Consider the following 20,692-nt stretch of genomic DNA (forward strand, 5'->3'; position numbering starts at 1 on the left):
TAAGTTTAATTATTGATCATCTGAGTAATAGGATGCGAATCAGCTAATTTGTCCTTTAACTTTTCGTTAGCAATATGAGTATATATTTGTGTTGTAGAAAGGTTAGTATGGCCAAGAACTTTCTGTATCAACACAATATTTGCTCCGCTATCCAGTAGATGGGTAGCAAAAGAATGCCTAATCACGTGTGGAGAGATCTTATTTTCATCAATATTGCATTTTCTTGCTAACTCCTTCATTAATTGACCGACCCTCTGCCTTGTAATTGGTTTATTGGGTTTATCACCTGGGAATAGCCAATCGGATTCCTTTCCGTTAGGGATCAGATTGTCACGAACTGATAAATAATTTCTAAGGCTCTGCAATGCTTGTTCATTAAAAAGAATTTGCCTCTCTCTACCACTTTTTCCTTTTATTATTATATAGCATTCTTTGTTATTACTGTTTATTAAATGTGACACTTCACATAACTTCATATCAATTAGTTCAGAAACACGCATTCCAGAAGAGTAAAGGATATCTAAAATTGCACATAGCCTTTTACTGCTTATCTCTTTATTCGATTCGCTTGCTGATTTTCTCACTGCGTCCATTAGCAAAAATATTTCTTTGACACTTAAATACTTAGGCAAAGGACGAGGAACTTTTGGATTCTTTAATTCAGCATCATTAGCCGGTGCTGGATTAAAATCTATTATTCCGTCATTAAATAGACACTTATAGAAATTTTTCATAGCGGATATTTTTCTTGATATAGAGCTACTTTTATATTTTTTTTGTGTACATAGAGATTTCACATAATCTTTAATATTGGTTTTGTTTACGCCAACCAAGGTAGTGCCACTTTCTAATAAAAATTCTTCAAACTGGTGTAAATCCGAACGATAACTTTCCAGAGTATTTTGTGTAGCGGACTTCTCTGAAGCCAAAGCATCTATGTAATATGTTATGTAAAGATTTTCTTTTTTATTTTGCGACTGTTTATTTTTCATTATCAACTCCTATATTTATTTCTTTGGCTATAATGTGATTGGAAGTGTTTCCTATGTGTCTTATGAGAAAATATGAGACAAATAAGGCATTTATCAACAGAGTGAACATCACAAACCTTTGCTTTAACCTTTTTTTTAAATTTAATCTTACTCTTATCATAGTTAAATTATAACGTCAAATCTATAAAAAACACCTTATAAAGTAAGCTCTACTATAAATATAGAATACTTCTTAGCTGTATCTATCTATATTCATTATAACATTTATTATAATTCTAACATGGACAGATAGAGATTTCAATTACGTTAGTGTTATTGGTGTTAATAAATTTTTAATATATACCTTTACAAAAGAAGAAATCAAATGGCATCTTTTTTTAATAAAGTGCTAATAAAAGGAACGGTCACATTTGACCCTATAGATTCATTATCTATCTTCTCTATAATTTTATCAATGCTATAGAAAGAACGTTCTATTCTTGCTAAAATATAATTAATCACTTTTAAATCAATTTTTAACTGTTTATCTGAAAATCGTTTTATTAGCATGATTCTTAATAATTCTTCGCTTGCAGGCAAAATTTTTACGCTGATAGTTGATAATATTCGAGAACTTAAATCTCTTAGTTTGAAGTTAAGTTTTTTTGGTGAAATTGAAGAAGTGATTAGCAGCTTCTTATCATTTTCTTTCATGTAATTGTAACAATGTAATAACATTGCTTCATCTTTAATGTTTTGTACGTCTTCTAAAATAAAAGCATCGCTATATCTAATCTCGCTTACGAAGTTATTCACATTGATAAAAATTGCATCGTTTATTGATTGCCAAATATGAGCAAGATGAGTTTTACCGGAGCTTTTAGGTCCAAAAAGAATGAGACATTTCCAAGATAAATCATCAATTACTGAATTATATATGTGCTTATTTTCATCTAAGATGATGTAATTTTGCCGACTATAATCAGCTTGATTGTTGTTAAATAAATTTAATTGCACATTAAACCTCTTACGTAACCTCTTTCTGGTAGTAATTTTTGCGCAGAAATTTACTTACGCTCCTAAAATATCTCAGGTATTCCGGGCTCATTTCTCCTCTTACCATAAATTGATTATGCAAAAGGTCTGTTAGCCGTTTTTATAAAGCTCACTTTTAAAATATTTATTGATTGCATATTCTACTGATACATTGAACATTGCTATTATTGGAATAAAAAGTAATATACCTGTAAATCCAAAATATGAAGCGCATATAGTAATTCCCAGAATAATTACAGTTGGATGTATATGAACTTTTTTTCCTATTAATAAAGGAACTAATATGTTTGAATCTATTAATTGTCCAACACCGAATAATAGCAAAACAGCAGCACTTTCAAACCATCCACTAAATTGAGTGATAGCGCTCAAAAACCCAATAATGGTATATAATAATGGCCCTACGTAAGGTATGAACGTTAACATTCCTGATAAAATTCCAATAACAATAGAGTGTCCCAATCCGATTATGCTCAGGCTCACAGAGTAAAAGACCATCATGACAATACATACATTTACCTGCCCCTTTAGATAATTAGATATGATGAAATCCACTTTGGAAAAATAATTTACAACTTTTTCTCTATAAGAAACAGGAATTAATTTATTAGCTTTTTCTATAATTAAAGGCCAATCACGTAATATATAGAAAAACACTACAGGAGTAATCACCATTAGTGATACCGTGTTAAAGCTTGAACTTAACACTTGGATTATAAAGTTACTAGCAATATCAAGAGCATTCATGAAATAAGATACATAGTCGCTGTAATTTTCTGCTAGATTTTTAGATAAGTGATCAAATAAGCTATCCTCGATTTTTATATTAAGAAATTCTAATACAGAGGGGATTACTTTAAGTTTTAATGAAGGCACTTTACTCACTAAGAAATTTAATATTGAAGTAATTTGAACATATATAATAGGTAAAACAAATGTTATAACTAGTATAAAAGCTATTAATAAAACAAGTATTATAAAAATTACAGAACATGAACGCGGTATTCTATACTTTTCAAACTTGACTACTAGCGGATTAAACAAATATGCAATAACAATAGATATTAAACATGGAAAAATCATAGGACGCATCAGGAATAACATCCCTATTATAAAAAGCAGTATAAAACAAATAGTTATATGACGTTTTTGCATGCGTTTAGCATAGTCAATTTACTGAAAAATATACAGTTTATTGTAAATACTATCTATTCATTGTTTTATCAATTTTATTAAGTATTAGATCAGTCAAATTTTCACCCAATTCCCAACTAGATAAAACTCCGTTATGTGGATCATCTTCATAACTTTTCGAATTAACAGTCTTGATCAGTTTTTCACGTGGCAATACATCATTTTCTATTGCGTGCGCCAATTGTGCAGGTTGTGGTATTAAGTGATCTCTTTTGCTATTAATAACTATTACTGGCATATTCAATTTTCCCTCATCTCGCAACTTTCGTATATCGTTCACTAAATCAAAATCTAGATCTAAAGCCTTTAGCAATTTTTTTAAAATGGATGAGGGCAACATACTTAAAATTTTTGCTTGGGGGATCGGAAAATGCCCTATTGCTGTATGAAAAGAGCTGAAAGTGCTAGTAAAAATAACACCTCCAAGTTTAACGTTTTTGTCTGCAAAGTGCTTCAAAACTGCTGATGCAACTGCTCCTCCAAAGGAATGGCCAAAAAGTATAATGTTTTCAGGCCTCAAACCCTTGTCCATTAATTCATTGATTTCTTCTATCGAGGGCTTAAGCAAACTTTGATCTCTATTTATAAAGGGAATAAAAATAAGCATTAGGGATAAAAAAATGCAAGTTAGAGCAGCTAAGCTTGCTAAACCAACTACTCCAGCTGTTATGGGGCTTATAAGTAGTAATATTGCAATGGGCGCTGATACAGATGCCACGAGGAACAAAAAGCTAACTGCAGCATAAGTTATGTAGTTCTGAAATGCGCTTGGATATTTATGTGCATGGCTATTATTCAATACTTTTAAATTTTGTACATAATTGTGAGCACTTTTATAGTTATCCCCTATTCCATGAAAGAATATAAGGTGTATCTCATTTTCTTTATTACACTTAGTAATGTTCATTCTAGCATCGTATTATATCTTATAAGATAATACACTCTTTTTTTTAAAACTGTAAATAACTTGTTACTATACACTTACGCTGAAAATGATAAATATGCACACTAACAGACTTAAGAAATACAAAATAGCAGCATTAATAGTTGCAGCGGGAGTAGGCAGTAGATGCAATTCTACGATTCCTAAGCAATATATAAAACTGGCAGGTAAAGCTGTTTTACTTCATACAATTAAAAGATTTCTGGCTAACCAATATATAGATTACATAAGAATAGCAATTAATAGAGACCATGAAAGTTTTTATAGGGAAGCGATGGAGCTCTTGTACAATCATTATTTAAGTGAAAAATCAGCGGTACACTCCTTCCAGCGCGTGACGCTGGAATCTAGGAAAAAAGAAACAAGTAGTCAAGCTACTTGGATGACAGGAGGTGTAGACACTAAATTACTAAGTCCAATATATGGAGGAGAAAGCAGACAAAGTTCAGTTAAACTAGGGCTTGAAAGCTTACAAAAAGTTAACCCAGATTTTGTAGTTATACACGATGCTTGTAGGCCTTTTGTGTCAGATGTTCTGATAGATAACTTGGCTCAGTCCATGATTAATGATCAATATACAGGAGTAGTTCCAGCAATAGAAGTCGAAGATACTATGTCATTGGTGGGTAATAATTTCGTTGAATCTACGATTTCAAGAGGAAAACTCAGAGCCATACAAACTCCTCAAATTTTTAATTTCAAAGAATTATTATCATGCCATCAATCAGACAAAGAATTTACTGACGATTCATCACTAGTGGTAGAGCACAAAAAACATGTTGCGATTATTAAAGGTGAGAAAAGCAATTTTAAGTTAACCACAAAAGAGGATATCAATATGGCAAAGCTTCTTTTTGAAGAGCCAAAATTTCGTGTCGGAGCCGGTTATGATATACATAAGTTCATTAAAGTTCAAAATGGTGCTGAGAGCTTTATAAAAATTTGCGGTGTGAAAATTGAACACAACATGGCAATAGAAGCGCACTCTGATGGTGATGTTGCAATACATGCAATCGTTGATGCAATACTCGGAGCACTGGGATGTGGCGACATAGGAGAGCACTTTCCTCCTAGTTCCTCTGAATGGAAAGATTGCAATTCATCTCACTTTCTTGACTTTGCTGCTAAAAAAGCAAAGGAAAAAGGGTACAGCGTGTCTAATTTAGATATTACTATAGTTTGTGAGGAGCCTAAAATATCGCCTTACAAAGTAGAAATGAAGAAATTCATATCAAAAGCATTAGAAATTGATGATGAATTTGTAAATATCAAAGCAACCACTGCAGAAAAATTAGGTTCTATTGGAAGAAATGAAGGAATAGCAGCATATGTTTCTGTGTTATTGCATACAAACTTTTATTGGGAATAGAAACGAAAAAACTTCCTTGACAAACTCCGCCAGCGCCCTTATCATGATATTGAAGGTATTCAGTTATCTTCATCTGTGCAGATTAAACAGCAAGAAAACAACGTAGTTGGCGTCTTATTTTTAATTTTTTGCACTATGTGCACCTTATGTCTTCACAACATTTCTGGGTTTTTACCTATATAAGCTGAAACGCGCTTATAAAGCGTTTAAGACAGTATAGTACGCCAATTTGCAGGATTAGAGAGTGACAACTAGCTAACACGGGATTTCTTTTGCCTTTTTTTCTGCTTAGTAAATTTCTTAAACATTCAAACTAAGGTGAGTTGCATTTAAAAGCAGCTAAATTGCAGTGTTTAAGACTTAAAAAACGCCAAACACTGAAAATAGACAATGACCAGGGCTTCTTTTGCCTTTTTTTTGTTTGGTAAATTTCTTAAATATTTTCTTAAATTTTATAGCTAATCAGTACTGGGATGACAAGAAAGGAGCACTGCTATTATAGAGTGAACCAGTGTCAGCTACTTGGATGACATCATAGAGGTGCTGGCCTGACAATCGTCATCCCGCTACGTGTTAGCGGGATCTATGCTTTGAGATACCGCGGCGGTATGACGGTTAAGTAGGGTGTCATCCGAGTAGCTGACACTGGGATGGCTTTGTTGCATAGCGTTCAGAAAAACTAGCAGTTACTGACAAAATTCATTATAAAATAGCCATTTAACTGCTTAAAGAAAAAATATGCCACAGAAAATGAAAGTCAGTAACTGCCATGAATATAACAAATTTCTCCAAGAAAGAGGAAGCATTTTTTGTTATATCAATGAAGCCATAGAAAATTGGTATGAAAATAGTCCAAAAATGCAAGGCGGCAACTATATTTACAGTGATAAAGTTGTGATTTTGGTGCATATAATTGTCAATCTTTTTAGAATTGGTTTAAGAGCATGTCTTCAAACTGAAGAATGAGCTAATTTGTGAAGCATAATAGTGATCATATTAAAGAAGATATAGTTTTTTGAGGTGAGAGGAGAATGCTCGTAATCTTTACTCATGCGCCTAAAATTGGAAAGCCAGGCAAAAGTTCTTTCAACAATCCAACGTTTGGGAATAACTTGAAATCCTGTATCAACTATTTTCTTGGCAATCGTTAATAAACATCCCGTTTCCAATAAGCATCTGTTTTGTAATTTACCTATGTACCCTTGATCAGCAAAAAACTTACGTAAAGTTGGAACTTTGCATTTAGCTTGGGCAAAAAGATTTAGAGCACTATCACGATCTTGAATACTTGCACTCTGTACTTCAGCAGCAATTACAAGACCCACAGTATCTACAATAATATGGCGTTTTCTGCCCTTTATTTTTTTGCCAGCATCATATCCTCTGGATCCCCTTTTTGAGTAGTTTTCACTGACTGGCTATCAATTATACCTACTGATGGAGTCTTATTTTTACCAATCATCTCTCTTACTTTTTTAACTAGAAAATCATGAATTTCTTGCCATATTCCACTTTTTTTCAAGCGCGAATTACAACTATATACGGTTTTCCATGGTGGAAAATCTTTAGGCAGTTGTCTCCATTGACATCCTGTTCTCATCATATAGCGGATTGCATTAATAATTGTTCTAATACTATGTTTTCTTGGTCTGCCGGTCTTTTTAGGTTCAAAATATGGCTCTATTGTCTTCCATTCTTTGTCACTTATATCGCTTGGGTACATCTTAAAATGTACCTTATACCATACTTCTTAACTTCTTTCTACTCAGTTTGAAGACATGCTCTAAGACAAACGGTGGGGTTTATAAAAGGATATCTGCAACAAATAGGAAGAGATTTGCAGCTATTCACAAGCATCAAAAGAAACTTAATATTAAAATCAATGATTGCAGAATTGATAAAAATAATATAAAAGATATTGAAATTGCCATAGATAGCACAAGTATCAGCATTTATAACAATACTTCTGAAGGAAAATAGCGAAGATAGAAAGTATCGCAGCTATGAACAGACAAGAAAATTGCATGTAATGTTGAATATAAACAGCAAAAAAGCCATAGCTGTAAAATACAGCGGCGGAGTTTATTCGGATCACTATGGAGCTTGTAATTTGCTAAAAGAAGTCGATTTTCAGTATGTCATAAAAGCACTATATGCAGATAGGGCATATGATAGGCACAAGTTTTATAAATTGTGTAACGAATATGATATAAAGGCAAAAATTCCACCAATAAACAATGCGGCAGAACATCCAGAAATAGATTATATGTCTGACAGAAATGCTGCTATTAGGTTAATAAAATTATACGGTGAAGATGGCGTGAAAGAATGGAAAAAAGAAGTAAATTATGGCTTATGTAGAAAGTTTTTTCTCGCGACTGAAACAAACATTCGGATTTAATTTTCGGAACAAATCTGAGGTTAATCGTGAGAAGGAACTGCGACTCAAGTGTTATTTGCTCAATAAATTCACTGACATTGGTATGGCTAAATTCGAAATGGCTACATGAATTTATCGTAAATTACTACCAGTATAAGGTGCGATGCAACAAAGCCCACTGGGATCCAGGAATTTTATTAAGTTGGCGAGCATAAAAATAGCTGTTTTATGTTAAAATACAATGTTTTAATGATTATGGAAAGGCTGGATTCCAGACTGGAATGACGCCATTTGCTGTCTTCAAAAATGAATGTTCGTACAGCTATGGAATGAATCGCGGTATGACGTAGGGCTGCGCTAGTATAGGTGCATTATACAAAGAAGTACTAGCGTTGGAAATATTAGAAAAGAAATACTTACACTAAAAGAAACTTCAGTAGTAAATTCAAAAAGGAAGTTTAAATCCAGGTGGTAAACCCATCATACCTGCAAGATCAGAAGTTGCATTTGCCATATCTTCTTCTGCTTTTTTAACGGCATCATTAAACGCTGCTGTTACTAAATCCTCTACTATATCTTTTTCCTCATTTCTCATAAGTTCTAAGTCTATGTTCACCTTTTTAGCTTTATAGCTACCTATTTTTATGACTTCCACTAATACAGAAACTTTGCCACCACCAGAAATACCTTGAAACTCTTTTCCAATATATTTTTCTTGAGCTTCTGCAAGCTTTTTTTGCATCTCTTGCGCTTGTTTCATTATTTGACTAAAATCCACAACTTACTCCTTATTTTCTATATTAACTACTTTTGCACCTTTAAACGTGTCAAGTATATCCTTAACTGCAGGTGCATAATTTAAATTACTCACTTCCCTGTTTATATAACCCGTATCAACTGTAATAACCCACTCTTGCTGAGTCACCTGATTTAAGTAATTTTTTAAATCATTGCAAAAATTACTATCCAACTTAGATACAGCTTTTAATTTTAAATATCCAGGTTTACAATCTATTAATTGTAGATTATTACACAGTTGTTTGTAAAGATAAATTTGGTTACTCCGCCTTAATAGTTGCAAAACTTTGTCAAAATCATAGTTTTGTTGCTGTTCATTTCCTACATTATGCGTATTTTCCGGCTGTGCATTCTGCGAAAGAATTTTTTTGACCACCTGTTCCGGAGAAGGCAGATCAGAAAGATAACAGAGGCTAATTAACATCATTTCAGCAGCAACATCGTTGCATGTTGAAGTTTTTATATCTTGAATACCTTTAAGCAACACCTTCCACAATCTCGAAAAAAATATTAAAGACTTCTCTATACTTAAATCTTTTACCCTGTTCTTTTCATGCTCCGTAACTGCATTATCAATCTCTTTCGTAATTAAAAAACGGCATATTAACTGAATTGTTTGCAATAGACCTTCAAAAATACTAAGTGGGTTTGCTGTTTTTATCGCCTTGTCAAACACTGATAGAGCTTTCTGTAAATCACCTTCTAATATTGCCCCTAATAGATCGAATATAATATCTTTATCCACTAGGCCAAGTATGTCTGTCACATTTTTAGTGGATATTGCACCATCTTTGCTATATAGCACTGCTTGATTCATCAAAAACAAGGCGTTACGCATTGAATTTCCAGAGTGTCGTGCAATTAATTCTAATGCTCCCTTTTCAATGGAATAACTCTCTTTTTGTGCAACATCATTTAAACGTTCCACTATTTTAGCTACAGGAATGTTGTGTAAATCAAATCTTTGACAACGTGCAATAATAGTTATTGGTATTTTTTTTATTTCCGTAGTTGCTAAAATGAACTTTACACTAGATGGTGGCTCTTCTAGGGTTTTAAGTAATGCGTTAAATGCACTGCTGGATAACATATGTACTTCATCTATAATGTAGACTTTGAATTTAGAGCTTATAGGTGAATAGCAAATATCTCCCAGGATTACTTTAATATCGTCAATGCTAGTGTGACTTGCCGCATCGATTTCAATTACATCTGGATGGCTTGAATTTTTTATTGCTAGACAATTTTCACATGATCCGCAAGGTTCAAAAATTGGCCCCAGGGAACAATTCAAACATAAAGCTATTATCCTTGCAGTGGTGGTTTTACCAACTCCACTACTACCAGAGAGCAGTATAGATTGTGGGATTTTGTTTAAAATAAAAGCGTTTTCTAATACACGCACTAATATATCTTGACCTACTAGATCTTTGAAGCTACTAGGACGATGTTTTAATGCTATATTCATAGCCTCGGATAAAACAAATAATGAAATAGGTATGCAACCCAAAAAGGTTCTGATATGGCTGCTTCATTTCTGATCTGACCAAATTACAGAGTTTTTGCCTGCATACCTTATAAAATATTATACTTTTTTTTTTATTTAGCAAGGTATATCCTATATTAGTCTTATAATTTATATGTTAGACCTTTTGCAACATTACTTTGGAGTAAACAACTGTTACCTAAAATACTCTTCTCTTGTCATTCCAACTTGGATCCAGAGAAAAAAGATAGTGTCACACACTGGAATAACAACCTATAGGTACTGGGATAATAAAAGAGGAATATTATGATTTTATATCATTTTCCTCTTTGTCCATTTTCACGAAAAGTTAGAGCTTTCCTAAAAGAAAAAAAATTAGGCTGCGATCTAGTGTATGAAAATCCGTGGGAAAAGCGGAATGAATTCATGAAGATCAATCCAACCGGACAAGTACCAGTATTAATAGATAATAACTTTGTAATAGCGGATAGTAATGCCATTTGTGAATATATAGAAGAGACTTACAATAGCGACGTCAAATTACTTGGTTCATCCACTATTATTAAGTCTAAAATACGCGCTCTAATCAATTGGTTCGACAACAAATTTTACAATGAAGTTACTAAGTATATTATGAATGAAAAAGTAATTACTAACCGCAGCCCTGACTCTAGATTTCTTCATGCAGCTCAGCATAACCTGCCTTGCCATATGGAATACATCGAACACTTAATTAACAAGAACGTTTGGCTTGCAACTGATAAGTTCACTTTAGCTGATATTGCTTTAGCATCGCATATTTCTGTAATAGACTATGTAAGTAGTTTTCCATGGGAAAAAAGTAAAATTTTAAAAGAATGGTACTCCATTGTTAAATCAAAGCCTTGTTTTCGTGAGATATTATTAGAGAGGATTTCTGGTTTAATCCCTCCTAAACATTACGCTGACCTTGATTTTTAACTTATGTTAGCTTTAAAGCTACAGTCATTCCTTCATCAGTTGGAATCAATATAGAGAAATATTTTTTTTCATCTGATAATCTATTATTAAACTCCCTCATAGCATGCCATGATTTTTCTGATACTTCTTTTGGAGGCGATTCTAAAAATACTGTATTAAACAATAGAGTGTTATCTGCAACGATTAGCCCATCTTGTTTAATGTATGACTCTGCCCAATCTAAATACTTAGGATAACTACTTTTGTCAGCATCGATGAATATCATGTCAAATGGTGCCTTTGCTGATAATTCATTAATTTTTTCCAGTGCATCGCCTTCTATTAGAGTAATTTTATCACTTAGATTAAAAGCACTAAAATTTTTTTTTGCTATTCTTGAGTGTTGAGGATTATTTTCTATTGTATATATATGACCGTCTTCTAGTAGAGCTTTTGCCATGCAAATCGACGAATAACCGTATAATGTGCCAACCTCAACAATACTTTTGATTTTATGGATTTTTATAAATAAACTTAATAGCTTTCCTTCTTCAGGGCCAATCTGAATATGTTGCTTTTTTTCAAGAATACAATATTCTTCTATTTTTTTATATTCTTTTGCAAATAGATTTCTTATATATGATAATTTTATACTAGAATTATTACGCATTACGTTTTATATTATAAATTAGGGAGGCTTAATTCATACACAATTTATAAATATAATAATATAGTTTGAAATAATAAAAACATTTATTTTAAGTTATTATTTCATAGTATAAAATTTTAAGTGACAAAAATTATTATATATTGTACTATGGTTAACTAGTATAATAAACAATCGATTATTATACTAGAATTAAAGGGATTGTTTATGCGCATTTCTCTTTTTAAAATATAATTTTTATAATCAATTAGAGGGGGTTATATGTCGTATACTATTGCTAGTGAAGTTGAAACGTTAAACAAAAAATCTAATAAGAATGAAGGGGTTGTGTTGCTGCATAATCCAGCTTACCGTGAAAAGTATAAAGAACGTTTTGATGAAGCTCAGAAAAAAGTTATGGATATGGTTCAGTTTTATGATGGGACAATAGTATTAATAGAGAATAAAATCGCTATGTATTACTACACTTGGCACAGTAAAAAAAGAGAGTTTGAGCGTAAAAAACAACAAACAGTCGTAAAAAACAATGGCTCAGCATAGAGTCTTTTATATGGTAAGCTACAGTGGTATTACTTCACTATAGCTTTTCCATATAATTCATCTATTACGTTAGTGAAGTATTTCAACTCTTTATACCCTTCATGTTTAACTTTATTATGCTCTATATATGATTTATCATCGTTAAGTTTGATGAGAAATATTGGAGTGGCTGTGATACCAAGTTTATTGATTGCCAGTGATTTATCATTTACGATTTTATCCATTATTTTCTTATCATTAATGCATTGGTTAAATGCATCTTGCTTTAAGTTGCTTAGTGCAGCAATTCTTTGTAGTAAAGTCAAATCACTTAAATTGTAGTAATTCCATGAATCTATTGAGTTAAAAACAGCTTTGTTAAAATTAAAGTAGTCTTCTTGTTTTTCGTAGCAATGACTTAGCATTGCAGCCTTTAGCCCTCTGTAATCCAAAGGAAAATGACGAAATATATATAACATTTTACCTGTGTCTATATATTTCTCTTTAATTTTAGGAAAAACATTCTTATGAAAAAGAGAGCAGTGATAGCAAGTTAATGAAGCATATTCTATCATTAGAATTGGTGCTTTTGGATCTCCTAATAATTTATCATCAGGTAATAGTGATAGTAACTCCTTTGATGTTATTTCATTAGTTTCTTTTTGAATATGTTGGTTACTGGATTTAACAACTGCATAAGAATTAACACTCATAAGAATTAGTAAAAACAATAGTCTAAAAATCATTACAATACAAACACTTAACTTACTAAAAAAATTACATATTTATATTAATAATGTCAAGATAACTTTTGTTTAGCAAGGCTTTCAGCCCTATCTTTAAATGCAGCAATTATTTTACTTTGTGTATACTTATATACTGAGTTTAATAAAGTGGAAAATGAGTTGGACTTAAACTTAAACTCTATATAAAACTTTACCATAGTTTTATTTTCATCTATGGGAATGAATTGCCATTCATTGTATAGATGTTTAAATATTCCATTTGATGATACAGCTTTTATCCAACCTTCATTTGTTCCACTTGGAGAAAGAGAAGTAACTTCTGATGTATATCTACCTTTAATTCCATGAAAAGCTGCAAGGAGATCCACAACCATTTGGTTGTTAATTTTTTCTTTTATATAAACGGCTTTGCACCAAGGAACAAAATCAGGATACCTTTCAACATCAATTACAATTTGGAATACTTCATTAGGCGAACATAGGAAAACACCCTGTTCTTTGTATTGATGAAGCATAAATGTTAAACCAATCAAAATAGGATCCGTATCTACCGTCAGCCTTAGTAGATTCCTGAGACTAAAGTTAAGGTGGGCATCGCGTATTAATTTCAACGAAATCAATAGAGGCAATTCCCTTGACTAGAAATTATCGCTCGGGAAATTTAACTTAACTCATAACGCATAGAACAGACCCTTAATTAATTGTAGATAATTTATACAAGGTGTGTCTATAGATATATTAAAGCTAGCGATTATTATTTAATCTTTATTAAACTTTGCATTCTAAGTATCATAGCTAATAAATATATCTTATGAACATTACTAAAGTTTTAACTATCATTGTTTTTATTGTAATTTCTTCAAGTGCTTACACTAATTGTACAGATCACAAAATTTTTGTGCATACTATGAAGCAACAAGTAGACAGCATGTCTACAAAAGGAAATAGAAAAAACCTAGAGCATGTACACGAAAAGCTTCAGGAGGTCATTCAGAATAATGTTAACCTCAAAGAAATATCTCGATTTGTCATGGGAAAATATTGGGCTTTGACTACCCAGAAGGAAAGGGAAGATTTCTTAAGAGAGTATGAAGTGTATCTTACACGTTTGTGCGTTAAAATTTTATCTAAATACATGAGTAATAGTGAAATGATCATAATGAGTACAAAAGCAGTTGACGATGAAACTTGCTTAATTGGTACAAGATTTTCTTACGGTGATGAAGAATTTACAAATATTGATTTTAAAGTTACTAAAAATAACAGTTCTTTCTTGATAAGTGATGTTGTAATGAGCGGAATAAGTATTGCTATTAATCAACGTTCTCAATTTAGTGAAAAAATCGACACGCATGGCATAGCAAGCGTTATAGCTGAATTAAAATGCAATAACAATCCATGATATATATGCCTCATTGGCCTAAACCGCTTGGTAGTAGACCAAAGGATTTTTCTCTTGATCGCATAAAAAGCTTTCTAAATAAATTGGGTAATCCTGAGAAAAAAATGCCGCCCATAATTCATATAGCTGGAACTAATGGGAAAGGTTCAACACTAGCATTTATAAGATATGTAATGCAAGCAGCAGGGTATAAGGTACACGCATACACTTCTCCACATTTGGTGAATTTTAATGAAAGAATAGTTATTGCAGGCAGTTATATCGACGATAATGAATTATATAGCTTGTTAGAAGAATGCCGTGCCGTAATTGCAGAACAACCTATCACTCTGTTTGAAGCTGCAACTATTGCAGCTTTTTTAGCTTTTTCTCGTCATAAAGCCGATATAACTTTAATTGAAGTGGGTATGGGTGGAAGACTTGATACAACAAATGTTATAGATAGTCCGATTTTAACAATAATTACTTCCATTGCACTTGATCATACGGAATATCTTGGCCCTACTATAGAAATTATAGCAGGTGAAAAGGCTGGAATAATGAAACCTAATGTTCCTTGCGTGATAGCACCACAAGAAAAATCTATAATGAACACGCTAGAATACCACGCAATAAATAAGAAATCTCCCCTATATAGAGGAGGTTTTGAATGGAATTGCAAAAAAAAGAACAATAAAATGGTTTTCCAATCAGCTATTCAATCAATAGAATTTCCTTTGCCGTCTTTAAAGGGTGATCACCAAATAATCAATGCAGGCAATGCTATTGCAGCATGTAGCATTTTGAGTGGAAAATATGGATTTGATATTGGAGAAGAGGATATCACTTCAGGTTTACAGTGCACTTATTGGCCTGCACGACTGGAGCGTATAAAAGAGGGCAATTTAATTTCTTTACTACCAAAAGATTGGCAATTATTTTTAGATGGTGTGCACAATAATGATGGTGCTAGAGTACTATTTCAGTGGGTAAAAGATAATTTTGCTGAAGGTATCTATATAATTTTTGGTGTTACTCGTAACAGAAATGTGGAAGAGTTCTTAGAACACTTAAAACCATATATCAAGTTATTATGTGCGGTTTGTGTTAAATCTGAGCCCAAAGCAACAAATACAAACTTGATTAGGGAAAAAGCCAATAACATAGGAATAAAAGCAATTGAGTGTGAGTCAATTGGCGATGCAATATCAAATCACATATTAAAAGCCTCTATCCAAAACGTCAAAACCATACTGATCTGTGGCTCATTGTTCCTAGCTAGAGACTTCGCTATGGAGAATAATCAACCCACTTCATGAGCTGAGGTGTTAAAAGCACCATCAGGATCTACAGTACTGCTTGGCTTTTCGGTTAACATTCCTACAGGTGCTCTTTGTTCAGTACCCCTTCCTTCAGTTTTCACCAGATCTACAACCTTTCTCTCGTAGATCTCAGTTGCTAACTGTAATAATAAAATGCACCCTAATACCGCAGCAAACCCAATGAGTATTTTACTGTCTACACAACTAGATTGATATTGTAATGTCAAACCAGCACCCAACAAAATACAAGGAAGATAAAATAAATATTGAGAAGTGAAAGTCAAAAATTTATATTTTCTACTTTTAAACATTTCCTCTTCTAGCTCTTCTTGATCTAAGTTTTCGCCTTGTTCTTGTTGAGTATTCTGCAGGTCTACAAATTTTTTAACTAAAGAAAAAGTAAGATAAGTTGTTAAGAAAAAAGTTGTAACAGCTGTTATTAGACTAGCACTAAACAAAATACCAGGTGCATTGGTAAAATTAGCAGCCTTAAATAACCTAAATCCTAAGTAGAGATACGACACTAATGATGAAATGAGTAGTAATAGGCTTACTACTCCAAAAATAATGAAACATTTTATGCGCTTATCATTCTGGCCTTGTTGAGCTAATTGCACACATCTTTGCTTTTCCTCAACAATTATTAAATTTTTCCCATTGCTTAATGGCTTAGTATATTTTAAAAGTCCTGCCTTATATTCATTAATGGCTTGCATTTTTTCATCGCTTCCTCCTGTTTTATCTGAGTGAGATTTTCTTGCTAACTCTCTATACTTTTTTGTTATTATATTAGATATCTCTAAAAAGTTACGCCCCTCTACTTCTTGCGTTTCAATGCCTAGCTCTTTAAATAAACTTTCATTATAATCATACTCTCTTGTTCTTAGCTTATAGCCCACATCACACCTACAAATTAACTAACTATTAATGTTCTATAATATACATATTTCCAAACTATGTCAATTATTTTATAAATATCTCTGGTAAAAATTATTTCTGTTATGACTAGGCTCTGTGGACAAAAAATATGAAAAGAGAGAAAAAGATGGTAGTTTAGCCTAATAGGTAAAAAATGGAGAAACTACCATATGCAATATTACATCAAAGAGGAAAATTGGAAACAAATTTTAGAGTTCATAAAAAGCGTAAAAGGAATGCACAGCAAAGATGAAAAACGTTTAAGAATATTCATAGAGGCAGTGTGGTACATAGTGCGAAGTGGTTGCCAATGGAGACTTTTACCAAAAACTTATGGTAATTACAGGAGTATACATAAGCGATTTAAAAGATGGTGTGAAAGAGATGTCTGGAAAAAATTGCTTGAATATACTAAACAAGAGCCTGATTTAGAAGTTGCTATAATCGACGGTACGATCATCCGAGCCCATCCATGTTCATCTGGATATACAAAAAACTCCAAGGATCAAGAAGCTTTAGGGAGGAGCAAAGGTGGCTTTACAACTAAAATACATGCGCTTGTCGATGCACTTGGAAATCCACTTAAATTTACTCTGACTCCTGGTCAAAGAAATGAAATTACGCAGGCACAAGTGTTGACCGAAAGTATCTATAACTCTACTGTAGTAGCTGACAAGGGCTACGATAGCAATGCCTTTGTTACAAGTCTTGAAGACAAGGGATGTACAGTAGTTATTCCGCCAAAACGGAATCGAAAAGTGCAAAGGTATTACGATGAGCATATCTACAAAGAACGTCATTTGATTGAGTGTTTTTTTGGTAAAATTAAAAATTTTAGGCGCATTTTTTCCAGATTTGATAAAACTGCTGAGGTTTTTATGGGTTTTCTCAATTTTGTTGGAGCTCTTGTATGGCTTCTCTAAAATTTTGTCCACAGAGCCTAGAACAAGAGAGTCAACAACTCCTATATTTACCACGACTTTACTTCCTCAAACTACTTCTTCACCACAGCCTACTCAACTTGCTATAGGGTCTAATAGGGCAGGAATGATAGGAGGATCTTTGATTGGAGCAATAGGTATTGCTGGAATTATAGGATTCATAGCATATAAATGCATTAAGAAATATCACGGTTATTATAATGCTGCTCCTGTGTTAGAACTAACTAATTTCAATGATAGAAGGCGATCATCTTCAAGTGGCAATAGCGATGAAGAAATTTTTATCGCTAGTAACAGAATGAGCCATATCTCTATGCAAACTATGGATCAATCTGAAACAGTGCTAAATAGTATATTGGTAGAAAGTAGTAGTCGATCAAGAAGTAGCTCGTCGTCTTCAAGTGGTGGACCAGGCTCTTGACTAACTGAAGCAGAGTCTAAAAGTGAAAAAAGCTTATCTTGGGATAGCGATGATGTGCCAGAATATTACCTTTAGCTATTTGTCTAAATGTTTTTAATATGTAGACCGTTAGGAAATTGTCTTTTGCTTTTGTGATTTTCATGTTAAAATATAATTCCTGGGTGGAATAAGTAGCTGCTGTTATGTGATAAACATAGCAGAGGAAAGTCCGGGCTCCAAGGGAAAATAGTGACGGGTAACGCCTGCCGGAGGTAACTCCAGTTATAGGGCTACAGAAAATTACCGCCTAAAATATTTTAGGTAAGGGTGAAAAGGTGTGGTAAGAGCACACCATGGCAATGGCAACATTGGTAGTCGAGTAACCAACACTAGGAGCAAGATTAAATAGAAGTAGATTTTATGTTTTCCTCATATCTACTCGGGTAAATCGCATGAGGTAAATGGTAACATTTACTCCAGATAAATAGCTACATAAACAGAACTCGGCTTATATTTCACCTAGGCGTCACATGATACGTGCGATATAAGCCATGCTATGTTTAAATATGTAGGCATTTCATGCGTTGTCCTTCACTTGTTCTGCTTGATAGCCATCACTACTTTCGCCTACATTAACATTAGAATATTCTTCATCATCAATATACTCTTTCAGAACATACCCTCTGCCCCAAACGGTTTCTATGTGGCTTTTTCCATCATTTGCACTTTCAAGTTTCTTACGTAATTTGCACATAAAAACATCAACTATCTTGTTATCTGAAGGTTCATCCAAGCCATTGTAAAGATGATTTAAGAACATTTCTTTTGTTAGTACTGTTCCTTTACGCAGTGCTAGCAATTCTATCATAGAATACTCTTTATTAGTAAGGTGAACCGTTTTACCTTTCACCTCAACAATCCTGTGATCAAAATTGATATTTATATTACCAATCTTTATCACCGATTCAGGATGGCCTTTAGTACGACGCACTATGGCCTTAATTCGAGCTAATAACTCGCTTTTATGAAATGGCTTGGTTAAGTAATCATCGGCACCATACCCAAGCCCTTTAGCTTTGTGATTGACAGCAGATATACATGAAAGTATTAAGACAGGAACTTTGATTTTTGCACTTCTTAGTCTTAACAATATATCATATCCGTCAATATCACCAGGCAAGTGTATATCTAAAATAACTAGGTCATAGTAATCTCCGTTTGAGGAAACCATATTATTGTTATAATCTTGTGCAGAAGTAACAACGTCACAGAAGTGTCCATCAGAAGTTAAGGCGTTAACCACAGTCTTTGCACTTACTTGATCATCTTCAATTAATAATATACGCATATTTTACACCCCATAAATAATTTATAATTTTAGTAATATATATAACTAAGGAAAGTAATAAATCAAATTTTTATTAACAAATGATCAAAATTACACTTATTAATTAATAGTAAATATATTGTTCCAAAGTTATATAAATAGATCTAAAATATAATAGATATACCATGGTAGTAATAATATTTTTAGTAAATATTGAATTAAAGTTACTATTATTAAAAGAATACTTCGGTTAATAAATATTTAACTATTCTATATGTCTGTGTTATATTTTTAATTTACTTATCCTACTGTTTTAAAGTATAAGTAATACTTTCAGGAATATTGTGTGGCAATATCAATTTTAGGTGCTGGTGCATGGGGTACAGCAATCGCAATTTCACTCAGTAGTAAGAAAGATGTGATTTTGTGGACTCGCAATGAAACTACATTTGAATCAATCAACGGGAAAAGAGAAAGTGACAAGCTACCCGGTTGTCGAATTTCTGATAATGTGTCAGTAAAATTGGCTATTGAAGACACAATTAATGCTTCAGTAACAATCCTCGCTGTTCCCACTCAGTCTCTGAGGGAGGTATGTCAGCAATTGCATAATTGTAATCTGAAAAAAGATGTAGCAATAATTTTAGCTTGTAAGGGAATAGAAAAGTCTACGTTAAAATTACCTAGTGAAATAGTAAATGAAGTTTTACCTAACAATCCTATTGCTATTTTTTCAGGCCCTAGTTTTGCTATAGAAGTTGCAAAAAAATTGCCCTATTCAATGGTTCTTGCGTGCCAAAATAACACATTAGGTTCAAAGCTAGTATCAGAGCTGCAACAAAAAAATGTTAAGTTGGAGTTTAGTAACGACATTATAGGAGTACAGATTTGTGCAGCATTAAAAAATGTTTTTGCTATAGCATGTGGAATTATTTTTGGTAGAAAACTCGGGTTTAATGCTCATGCAGCGTTGATTACAAAAAGTATGAATGAAATTAAAACTTTGTACTTAGCAAAAATTGGTAACAACAATATCAATATGGATACTTTGCTCGGGCCTTCATGTTTAGGTGATTTAGTCATGACATGTACATCCTTAAATTCAAGAAATCTATCTTTTGGATTCAATTTAGGTAGTAGTCATGAGGAGTATGATATTCAACGAATCCTAATTGGAAGCAAGTTGCTAATCGAAGGTGTCAGTACTGTTAAGTCTACTTTTGATTTAACACAAAAGTTAGGAGTTAAAATGCCTATATGTGAAGCGATTTATAAATTATTGTATGAAAGCACCTCTATAGAGGATACTATTTCTGTTCTTGTAAATTAGTTTTG

At 32.8% G+C, this 20,692-nt stretch carries 21 protein-coding genes, 3 other RNA genes and 2 pseudogenes; 11 read left to right on the forward strand and 15 right to left on the reverse strand.

All coding sequences use genetic code 11. The annotated features are described in order from the left end of the window. Positions 1-5: 5 nt before the first annotated feature. The 4 genes from OPR26_RS06115 to OPR26_RS06130 form a co-directional block, all read right to left on the reverse strand. A complete protein-coding gene (locus OPR26_RS06115; protein WP_265015768.1) occupies positions 6-992 on the reverse strand; it encodes a tyrosine recombinase in 987 nt (328 codons plus the stop codon). 360 nt (positions 993-1,352) lie between these two features. Further along, entirely contained in the window at positions 1,353-1,988 is a 636-nt protein-coding gene (locus tag OPR26_RS06120; protein WP_253301882.1) for a DnaA ATPase domain-containing protein, read from the reverse strand. 129 nt (positions 1,989-2,117) lie between these two features. Continuing rightward, a complete protein-coding gene (locus OPR26_RS06125) occupies positions 2,118-3,182 on the reverse strand; it encodes an AI-2E family transporter (protein ID WP_265031400.1) in 1,065 nt (354 codons plus the stop codon). Between the two features lie 49 nt (positions 3,183-3,231). Continuing rightward, a complete protein-coding gene (locus tag OPR26_RS06130) occupies positions 3,232-4,128 on the reverse strand; it encodes a PGAP1-like alpha/beta domain-containing protein (protein ID WP_265015769.1) in 897 nt (298 codons plus the stop codon). Between the two features lie 85 nt (positions 4,129-4,213). On the opposite strand from OPR26_RS06130, the gene ispF reads away from it, so the two are divergent. Together ispF and OPR26_RS06140 are read left to right on the forward strand one after the other, a co-directional pair. Continuing rightward, positions 4,214-5,533, forward strand: coding sequence for a 2-C-methyl-D-erythritol 2,4-cyclodiphosphate synthase (ispF, locus tag OPR26_RS06135; RefSeq protein ID WP_265015770.1), 1,320 nt, complete (start codon positions 4,214-4,216; stop codon positions 5,531-5,533). A 738-nt stretch (positions 5,534-6,271) separates the two neighbouring features. After that, positions 6,272-6,475: pseudogene (locus tag OPR26_RS06140) on the forward strand (IS5 family transposase); the annotation flags it as partial. A gap of 8 nt (positions 6,476-6,483) precedes the next feature. Here the strand turns inward: OPR26_RS06140 and OPR26_RS06145 are convergent. After that, positions 6,484-6,894, reverse strand: coding sequence for a transposase (locus tag OPR26_RS06145; RefSeq protein WP_320157296.1), 411 nt, complete (start codon positions 6,892-6,894; stop codon positions 6,484-6,486). Then, positions 6,891-7,256 (reverse strand): transposase, encoded by a 366-nt coding sequence (locus OPR26_RS06150; RefSeq protein ID WP_264731180.1) that lies wholly within the window; start codon positions 7,254-7,256, stop codon positions 6,891-6,893. The genes OPR26_RS06145 and OPR26_RS06150 overlap by 4 nt, the downstream gene beginning before the upstream one ends. Positions 7,257-7,307: 51 nt before the next feature. Here OPR26_RS06150 and OPR26_RS07590 point away from each other — a divergent pair. Continuing rightward, a pseudogene (locus OPR26_RS07590) lies at positions 7,308-8,043 on the forward strand (transposase); the annotation flags it as partial. Between the two features lie 315 nt (positions 8,044-8,358). On the opposite strand, the gene OPR26_RS06165 reads toward OPR26_RS07590, so the two are convergent. The 3 genes from OPR26_RS06165 to ffs form a co-directional block, all read right to left on the reverse strand. Next, positions 8,359-8,673 (reverse strand): YbaB/EbfC family nucleoid-associated protein, encoded by a 315-nt coding sequence (locus tag OPR26_RS06165; RefSeq protein ID WP_041573540.1) that lies wholly within the window; start codon positions 8,671-8,673, stop codon positions 8,359-8,361. Between the two features lie 21 nt (positions 8,674-8,694). Next, the gene (dnaX, locus tag OPR26_RS06170; RefSeq protein WP_265015774.1) at positions 8,695-10,179 is read right to left on the reverse strand and encodes a DNA polymerase III subunit gamma/tau; all 1,485 of its coding nucleotides are present in this window, start codon (positions 10,177-10,179) and stop codon (positions 8,695-8,697) included. Positions 10,180-10,194: 15 nt separating this feature from the next. After that, positions 10,195-10,294, reverse strand: an RNA gene (gene ffs, locus OPR26_RS06175) — signal recognition particle sRNA small type. A 209-nt stretch (positions 10,295-10,503) separates the two neighbouring features. Here ffs and OPR26_RS06180 point away from each other — a divergent pair. Continuing rightward, the gene (locus OPR26_RS06180; protein ID WP_265015775.1) at positions 10,504-11,157 is read left to right on the forward strand and encodes a glutathione S-transferase family protein; all 654 of its coding nucleotides are present in this window, start codon (positions 10,504-10,506) and stop codon (positions 11,155-11,157) included. 1 nt (position 11,158) lies between these two features. Here the strand turns inward: OPR26_RS06180 and OPR26_RS06185 are convergent, their stop codons facing one another. Further along, positions 11,159-11,806, reverse strand: coding sequence for an O-methyltransferase (locus OPR26_RS06185; RefSeq protein WP_253301941.1), 648 nt, complete (start codon positions 11,804-11,806; stop codon positions 11,159-11,161). A gap of 258 nt (positions 11,807-12,064) precedes the next feature. Between OPR26_RS06185 and OPR26_RS06190 the strand changes: the two genes are divergently transcribed. Further along, positions 12,065-12,343: a DUF2671 domain-containing protein gene (locus OPR26_RS06190; protein WP_253301942.1), complete on the forward strand. Its 279-nt coding sequence runs from the start codon at positions 12,065-12,067 to the stop codon at positions 12,341-12,343. A 29-nt stretch (positions 12,344-12,372) separates the two neighbouring features. On the opposite strand, the gene OPR26_RS06195 is transcribed toward OPR26_RS06190, so the two are convergent. The 3 genes from OPR26_RS06195 to ssrS all read right to left on the reverse strand — a co-directional run bounded on the left by OPR26_RS06195 (position 12,373) and on the right by ssrS (position 13,763). Beyond that, a complete protein-coding gene (locus OPR26_RS06195) occupies positions 12,373-13,068 on the reverse strand; it encodes a DsbA family protein (RefSeq protein WP_265015776.1) in 696 nt (231 codons plus the stop codon). A gap of 53 nt (positions 13,069-13,121) precedes the next feature. Further along, complete coding sequence (locus tag OPR26_RS06200; RefSeq protein WP_265031396.1) at positions 13,122-13,583, reverse strand: type II toxin-antitoxin system RatA family toxin; 462 nt, start codon at positions 13,581-13,583, stop codon at positions 13,122-13,124. Positions 13,584-13,602: 19 nt separating this feature from the next. After that, positions 13,603-13,763, reverse strand: a non-coding RNA gene (gene ssrS / locus OPR26_RS06205) — 6S RNA. Positions 13,764-13,879: 116 nt separating this feature from the next. On the opposite strand from ssrS, the gene OPR26_RS06210 reads away from it, so the two are divergent. Continuing rightward, the gene (locus OPR26_RS06210) at positions 13,880-14,470 is read left to right on the forward strand and encodes an MlaC/ttg2D family ABC transporter substrate-binding protein (protein WP_265015778.1); all 591 of its coding nucleotides are present in this window, start codon (positions 13,880-13,882) and stop codon (positions 14,468-14,470) included. Further along, positions 14,467-15,768 carry a bifunctional folylpolyglutamate synthase/dihydrofolate synthase gene (locus OPR26_RS06215; protein WP_265015779.1) on the forward strand — a complete coding sequence of 434 codons (1,302 nt, stop codon included), beginning with the start codon at positions 14,467-14,469 and terminating at the stop codon, positions 15,766-15,768. The genes OPR26_RS06210 and OPR26_RS06215 overlap by 4 nt, the downstream gene beginning before the upstream one ends. On the opposite strand, the gene OPR26_RS06220 is transcribed toward OPR26_RS06215, so the two are convergent. Then, a complete protein-coding gene (locus tag OPR26_RS06220) occupies positions 15,753-16,670 on the reverse strand; it encodes a J domain-containing protein (protein ID WP_265015780.1) in 918 nt (305 codons plus the stop codon). The two genes, OPR26_RS06215 and OPR26_RS06220, sit on opposite strands and share 16 nt — an antisense overlap. 189 nt (positions 16,671-16,859) lie before the next feature. Here OPR26_RS06220 and OPR26_RS06225 point away from each other — a divergent pair, with 189 nt between their 5' ends. The 3 genes from OPR26_RS06225 (at position 16,860) to rnpB (ending at position 18,556) form a co-directional block, all read left to right on the forward strand. Next, entirely contained in the window at positions 16,860-17,612 is a 753-nt protein-coding gene (locus OPR26_RS06225; protein WP_264702259.1) for an IS5 family transposase, read from the forward strand. 4 nt (positions 17,613-17,616) lie between these two features. Continuing rightward, positions 17,617-18,051, forward strand: coding sequence for a hypothetical protein (locus tag OPR26_RS06230; RefSeq protein WP_265015781.1), 435 nt, complete (start codon positions 17,617-17,619; stop codon positions 18,049-18,051). A gap of 158 nt (positions 18,052-18,209) precedes the next feature. After that, positions 18,210-18,556: RNase P RNA component class A (gene rnpB, locus OPR26_RS06235), an RNA gene on the forward strand. 51 nt (positions 18,557-18,607) lie between these two features. Here the strand turns inward: rnpB and OPR26_RS06240 are convergent. Then, positions 18,608-19,378, reverse strand: coding sequence for a response regulator transcription factor (locus OPR26_RS06240; protein ID WP_096616586.1), 771 nt, complete (start codon positions 19,376-19,378; stop codon positions 18,608-18,610). A 325-nt stretch (positions 19,379-19,703) separates the two neighbouring features. Between OPR26_RS06240 and OPR26_RS06245 the strand changes: the two genes are divergently transcribed. Further along, a complete protein-coding gene (locus OPR26_RS06245; RefSeq protein WP_265015782.1) occupies positions 19,704-20,687 on the forward strand; it encodes an NAD(P)H-dependent glycerol-3-phosphate dehydrogenase in 984 nt (327 codons plus the stop codon). Positions 20,688-20,692: the final 5 nt, after the last annotated feature.

The sequence above is a fragment of the Wolbachia endosymbiont (group A) of Anoplius nigerrimus genome, assembly GCF_947251795.1.
GTDB lineage: Bacteria > Pseudomonadota > Alphaproteobacteria > Rickettsiales > Anaplasmataceae > Wolbachia.

Excerpts from the sequence above, each read along its gene's own strand:
- OPR26_RS06200 (WP_265031396.1), bottom strand. The coding sequence starts at position 13,583 with ATGCTTCATCAATACAAAGAACAGGGTGTTTTCCTATGTTCGCCTAAT.
- OPR26_RS06195 (WP_265015776.1), bottom strand. The coding sequence starts at position 13,068 with ATGATTTTTAGACTATTGTTTTTACTAATTCTTATGAGTGTTAATTCT.
- OPR26_RS06165 (WP_041573540.1), bottom strand. The coding sequence starts at position 8,673 with ATGAAACAAGCGCAAGAGATGCAAAAAAAGCTTGCAGAAGCTCAAGAA.
- OPR26_RS06185 (WP_253301941.1), bottom strand. The coding sequence starts at position 11,806 with ATGCGTAATAATTCTAGTATAAAATTATCATATATAAGAAATCTATTT.
- OPR26_RS06125 (WP_265031400.1), bottom strand. The coding sequence starts at position 3,182 with ATGCAAAAACGTCATATAACTATTTGTTTTATACTGCTTTTTATAATA.
- ispF (WP_265015770.1), top strand. The coding sequence starts at position 4,214 with ATGATAAATATGCACACTAACAGACTTAAGAAATACAAAATAGCAGCA.
- OPR26_RS06215 (WP_265015779.1), top strand. The coding sequence starts at position 14,467 with ATGATATATATGCCTCATTGGCCTAAACCGCTTGGTAGTAGACCAAAG.
- dnaX (WP_265015774.1), bottom strand. The coding sequence starts at position 10,179 with ATGAATATAGCATTAAAACATCGTCCTAGTAGCTTCAAAGATCTAGTA.
- OPR26_RS06115 (WP_265015768.1), bottom strand. The coding sequence starts at position 992 with ATGAAAAATAAACAGTCGCAAAATAAAAAAGAAAATCTTTACATAACA.
- OPR26_RS06130 (WP_265015769.1), bottom strand. The coding sequence starts at position 4,128 with ATGAACATTACTAAGTGTAATAAAGAAAATGAGATACACCTTATATTC.
- OPR26_RS06150 (WP_264731180.1), bottom strand. The coding sequence starts at position 7,256 with ATGTACCCAAGCGATATAAGTGACAAAGAATGGAAGACAATAGAGCCA.
- OPR26_RS06210 (WP_265015778.1), top strand. The coding sequence starts at position 13,880 with ATGAACATTACTAAAGTTTTAACTATCATTGTTTTTATTGTAATTTCT.
- OPR26_RS06225 (WP_264702259.1), top strand. The coding sequence starts at position 16,860 with ATGCAATATTACATCAAAGAGGAAAATTGGAAACAAATTTTAGAGTTC.
- OPR26_RS06180 (WP_265015775.1), top strand. The coding sequence starts at position 10,504 with ATGATTTTATATCATTTTCCTCTTTGTCCATTTTCACGAAAAGTTAGA.
- OPR26_RS06190 (WP_253301942.1), top strand. The coding sequence starts at position 12,065 with ATGTCGTATACTATTGCTAGTGAAGTTGAAACGTTAAACAAAAAATCT.
- OPR26_RS06240 (WP_096616586.1), bottom strand. The coding sequence starts at position 19,378 with ATGCGTATATTATTAATTGAAGATGATCAAGTAAGTGCAAAGACTGTG.